The 4,964-nt window shown below is 41.1% G+C and carries 5 protein-coding genes and 1 pseudogene; 2 read left to right on the forward strand and 4 right to left on the reverse strand.

Going from position 1 to position 4,964, the window contains the following annotated elements; all coding sequences use genetic code 11:
- The 4 genes from L634_RS0128145 to L634_RS0128160 form a co-directional block, all read right to left on the reverse strand.
- A partial coding sequence (locus L634_RS0128145; RefSeq protein WP_026585258.1) for a helix-turn-helix domain-containing protein occupies positions 1 to 226 on the reverse strand: 226 nt, incomplete at its 3' end.
- Positions 227 to 314: 88 nt separating this feature from the next.
- Complete coding sequence (locus L634_RS0128150; RefSeq protein ID WP_026585259.1) at positions 315 to 1,031, reverse strand: YwiC-like family protein; 717 nt, start codon at positions 1,029 to 1,031, stop codon at positions 315 to 317.
- Positions 1,032 to 1,451: 420 nt separating this feature from the next.
- A complete protein-coding gene (gene mobB / locus L634_RS0128155) occupies positions 1,452 to 1,982 on the reverse strand; it encodes a molybdopterin-guanine dinucleotide biosynthesis protein B (protein ID WP_034263403.1) in 531 nt (176 codons plus the stop codon).
- On the reverse strand, positions 1,976 to 3,241 hold the full coding sequence (locus L634_RS0128160; RefSeq protein WP_026585261.1) for a molybdopterin molybdotransferase MoeA: 1,266 nt from the start codon (positions 3,239 to 3,241) through the stop codon (positions 1,976 to 1,978). Before L634_RS0128160 ends, mobB begins: the two co-directional genes overlap by 7 nt.
- Before the next feature lie 233 nt (positions 3,242 to 3,474).
- Here L634_RS0128160 and ric point away from each other — a divergent pair, with 233 nt between their 5' ends.
- Both ric and L634_RS33670 read left to right on the forward strand, forming a co-directional pair.
- Entirely contained in the window at positions 3,475 to 4,167 is a 693-nt protein-coding gene (ric, locus tag L634_RS0128165; protein ID WP_026585262.1) for an iron-sulfur cluster repair di-iron protein, read from the forward strand.
- 620 nt (positions 4,168 to 4,787) lie between these two features.
- A pseudogene (locus L634_RS33670) lies at positions 4,788 to 4,964 on the forward strand (IS3-like element ISBsp3 family transposase); the annotation flags it as partial.

The raw sequence follows: 4,964 nt of genomic DNA on the forward strand, positions 1-4,964 counted from the left end.
TGTAACGTTCTTGATCTGTGTACTCTTTCCTTCGACCTCTATTGTCTAAGTAAAATGCTTGTCCCTCTTTTTGATATTTCCTCCACCAAGTCTTTACAGTATTTTTACTTGGTATATTTAGTTTGTTAGCTATCTGCTGTGCTGAGAAACCAGCTTCTTTTAACTGAATTGCTTCAGCCTTTATCTCCAAAGTATAACTTTGTAACCTTTGTCCTTTTTTTGCCATAAAAAATCACCCCTTAAGTCAATGTTGCCCAACTGTGGGTTTTTCAACATCTACTATAAGGGGTGCAGTCTAATTTTGGCCGGATTTTTTAGTTAATAGCTATTAACATCATAAAAAAGAAAATCGCTGCATTTGCGATTTCAAAGATGCCAATTTCTTTAGGAGAAAATGACTTTCCGTAAAACACGATGGATCTGAATAAGCTTGGAATAAACGCTGCTGCTATGACCCATTCCCCCAGCAGCAGCCAAATAACCGGAACACCAGCATGAAATAACCATGATACCCACCTAAAAGAGAGATTTTTCTTCTCCCGGATCATTGACTTTACGTAAAAGGTACTTCCTGCAAAAAATAAAACAGATGATGCTAATATGATCCATGAAAGAGCAGTTAACTCTCCATGAGGCAAATAGCTGCTTGCCAAGCCAGCGATCGAAAATGCCAAAATTGCACTGAAATCATTTCCAAATGCCCTATCCTGATTCTTTGAGGAGTAATAAGCATTTATTATAAAAAAAGGTACCATAAGCAGCCCGAATAAAATGATAGATGGCCTAAACAACAAAGGGACTAAAAGCAGTATAATGGCTGGGATCAGATAAATACCTGTCCACTTTGCATAATATGCGATTTTCTTTCCTTTAAATAATAATAGGGACGGATAAGTAGCCAGATATATTAATGCCCACCCTAAAAAAAATGGAACATGCGGCCAAATAATTTCAGATCCTGCCGCTCCAAGCCAAAAAGGCAGGAGCAGCATTGCCCAAGCGCCATGCTGTTTCGGCATAAATAATTTCATCTGCAATTCCTCCCCATAACTTTCTGCCTCTACTATATATCCTTCTTCCTATATAGAAAGTGAGGCTTATCACTCAGGGGATTTTCGCCACAAAACGTTCAATAATGCCAAAAAGGCCTCCGGCTAATTGCGCCAGAGGCTACACTTGCAAAGATTACCTGGTAACACGCAAATTTATGCGCCAGGCTTTGGATTTGCGTACAGACTTTCGTCCTTTATACGCTCAGCCGAGTGGTTTACGCGTGCAAGCGATCCAGTTATGCGCGGTATTCTCTTTTATGCATGGGTTCTATACTTGCGCGTGGATATTCTTCCTCTAGATGCTCAGTCAAGTGGTTTACGCGTGCAACGGACCAGACTACGCGCGGTATTCCCTTTTATGCGTAGGTTCTTTAAATTTGCAGGAGGCTTTTCACCTCTTTATATGCCGTTTGGGGTAAATTTATTTATTAAATAATTTATGACCCACTGTGGGCCGTTTGGATCGTTGATATTGAAAAACGGAACCTCCATGATTCGATTTTCCATTTTCTCCTCCCAATAAAATACTGCCTGGATATTTGTTAATTGCTGGAGCAAGTGCTGATCTGCTGTATTTCTTATAAGGACAGCTTTTGGGTAAGATGCCATTTTATGTCCCTCAATAAGGATTATATCTGGGTTAAGCTGTGAAGCTATTGCAATTTGCTCCTCAAGCCTCCAGCTTTCCTTTTCTGCCTGAATAAGAAGCCTGCCTCCCCCTTCGACAAGTGAAGCAGCTGCCCCTGATTCAATATGTTTGCTGTTATCTTTCCCCTCTGGAACCTTGGGCTTTCCCCCATGACCATGGTGCTTAACAGTAATAACTGAAGCGCCTTTTTCTTTTAAGCTTTTAATCAACTTATTTACAAGGGTTGTTTTCCCGCTATTTTGGTAACCGGCAACCTGAAAAATAACAGGCTCCTTTACCATGGCCACTCGCTTCCTTCTTGGTCTTCAAGCAAAAGGACATCCACCTTATCACCTTTTCCATATCCTCTGGTACCGCCCGGCAGAATCATTAAAGAATTTGCACCAGCAAGGCTCATAACAATATTAGATTTATCCACCCCGCTTGGTGCGGCTACTAGCCTTCCGTCACTATAGTTGAGTGAAGTTCTGACAAATCGTGTAAATGGATTTGCTTTTGGAAAGTCTGCTATAAGTTCTGCTTTTTCCTTCCTTAAGTGAGGTTTATCTGAAAACAGCATCTTTCGAATAACTGGCCTCGCAAACAGTTCAAAGCCTACATAACAGGCAGAAGGATTCCCTGAAAGGCCAAACATCAGCTTTCCTTCGTACTGAGCGACTGTCGTCACACTTCCAGGGCGCATGGCAACCTTGTTAAAAAGGACCTCTGCCTGAAGTTTTTCATAAATGGCTGGAAGATAATCAAAGTCACCCACAGACACGCCGCCCGTTGTAATCAGCAAATCGACTTTTTCCAAGGCTACCTTTACAGCATTAAAACAGGTATCAAATTCATCCGGCAGTTTGCCAAAATAAGTAACCTCAGCGCCAGCTCTGTCTATCTGCGCTGAAATCATATGGGCGTTGCTGTTCCTGATTTTCCCTGGCTGCAGTGGCTCATGGACTTCCAAAAGTTCGGTGCCTGTTGCAAATAATCCTATGAGAGGTTTTTTGGCAACTGGTACCTCAGCGTAGCCAAATGTTGCAAGAATTGCTTGAATTCCCGGGTTAATCCTTGTTCCTTTTTTAACCAGGGATTCACCTTCCTTGGCATCTTCCCCTTTAAAGGAAACATTATCCCCAGCATTATATGAGCGTTTGATGGTCATATAGTTTTTGCCGTTCTTTTCGTATGCATTTGCCAATTCAAGCATCACTACAGCATCACATTCTTCTGGCATTTGGGCGCCTGTCATTATTCTTACGGCTTGAAAAGCTCCTACATGTTTATCGGTTACATGTCCGGCCCCAATATGGTCCACTACCTCAAATTCAACCGGATTATCCAATGAAGCTTCCTTTGTATCAGCTGACCTGACTGCAAATCCATCATACGGCGACCGGTCAAAATGCGGGACATCATTGGTTGCTTTTAAATCCTCACCTAGATAGCGGCCAAAGCTATCATTGATAGAGACATATTCAATATTTCCGCTTTTTTGAAAAGCCATGATTCTTTCGACTGCTTCCCCAACCGGAATGGGAGTTCTTTTTTCCAACATGATATCAGCTCCTATGTAACAAGCGTTTTTTCTTATAAGCCTGTATCTGATTCTATTATTATAAACGTACCTGAAATAGCCTAACATGACAAACATCACACATTCCCAGCTCCACAGCTTCTTCATAAAAAAAGTTTTAAAAAATCCTTAAAGTGTGATGAGCATCACCACTCTTATGAGCCGCTTCTTTTATTCTATAGATATAATCCGCAATATTAAAGGAGGAACAATTAATGACTATGCAACTTTCAGAGGATCGCCTCGTAAAAGATATTGTTAATGAATTCCCTAAAACAAGTGATGTGTTCAAGCGTTTTCGCATTGATTTTTGCTGCGGAGGTAATATTCCATTGTCACGTGCAGCTGCTGAACAATCCGCTGATATGAATCTGCTTTTAAAGGAATTAAATGAAGTAATCCAAAAGGAAAACCCAAAAGAGGATTTAGAGGTTTGGACGGAAAGCAGTTCAAAGGATATTATTGAACACGTTATCAATCAATACCATCGTCCGCTCGAAGAGGAGCTTTCACAATTAAGCCCGTATGTAACAAAGGTTGCACGGGTTCATGGCACAAGCCATGAAGAATTGCTAAGAGTGTACGAATTGTTCTTCGAGTTAAAGAAAGAGCTGCTTGAACACACTGCAAAGGAAGAGGAATCCGTTTTCCCATTGCTGCTAAAGTTAGAGGATCCGGCCGTTGAAAATCGTGAAGAAATTATTCGCTTTATCAAAGAACTTGAGCAGGAACATGACCATGCAGGCTCAATATTAAAAGAACTGCGGGAAATTACAGCCGACTATACACCGCCTGCAGATGCATGCGGATCATATCGCCTGGTATATAAGCGCCTGGAAGACCTGGAAGGCCAAACCTTTATGCATGTTCATCTTGAAAATAATATTCTGTTTCCTCGATATATCTAAATAAAATTGAAGCTGACTCAAAAGAAAAACGACTCTTTTGAGTCAGTTTTTTTGAAAGCATTTTTTTCTCATTTTTGGGCAAGATGTTGTTGGGGGATTAGTACCTGAATATCCATTGGAAGTGCTATTTGATTCGTGTTATACTCTTTATACATAAGAAAATCGTTCCTTTCTCGTATGATGGGTTGTGGTGACTTAGTTATACCAAAAGGACGATTTTCTTCTTTTTTTACCTTAGTATTAATGCTGATGTTCTAGCACCCTGTTGATTGAAGTGGAAGGGGCGGGCTCCTCGAAAATGCTACCGCATTTCCTTACGACGAGGTGTTAACTCGGGGAAGCTTATTCAATGTCCTGCGGGAGAAGCGAGTCAGCGGGAGACTCCGCATGCGCGAATGCACCGAGGAGCGTCGGACCGCCCGCGACAGCTTGAGTCCCTGGAGCGGAAATCAACAGGCCAATTTTATAAAAGAAAAAAGAGGGTACCCGAAAGTTATACTGAACTGAACCCCGAACAGTAGACACTTTAAAAAAAGTGGACCTATTCGGGGTTTTTCTATTTTTCTTAGCTTAAAACCCCGTTATACTAAAATCTATATATTAGGACGGGAGAAGTTACTATGAGTAAGATTATTTTCAATGAACATCAACGACAAGTCTTAGAAAAGAACCCAAATGTCGCATCTGTATCTGATCGTGCGATTCAATATACTGCCGAATTTAAAATTCGAGCGGTAAAAGAGAATTTAGCTGGTAAAGGGCCTGCTCAGATCTTTATCGAAGCTGGGTTTAATTTA

Origin of the sequence: Bacillus sp. J33, assembly GCF_000518885.1 — a bacterium.
Lineage (GTDB): Bacteria > Bacillota > Bacilli > Bacillales > Cytobacillaceae > Cytobacillus.

Coding starts and splice junctions, on each gene's coding strand:
- L634_RS0128150 (WP_026585259.1), bottom strand. CDS start 1,031: ATGAAATTATTTATGCCGAAACAGCATGGCGCTTGGGCAATGCTGCTC.
- mobB (WP_034263403.1), bottom strand. CDS start 1,982: ATGGTAAAGGAGCCTGTTATTTTTCAGGTTGCCGGTTACCAAAATAGC.
- L634_RS0128160 (WP_026585261.1), bottom strand. CDS start 3,241: ATGTTGGAAAAAAGAACTCCCATTCCGGTTGGGGAAGCAGTCGAAAGA.
- ric (WP_026585262.1), top strand. CDS start 3,475: ATGACTATGCAACTTTCAGAGGATCGCCTCGTAAAAGATATTGTTAAT.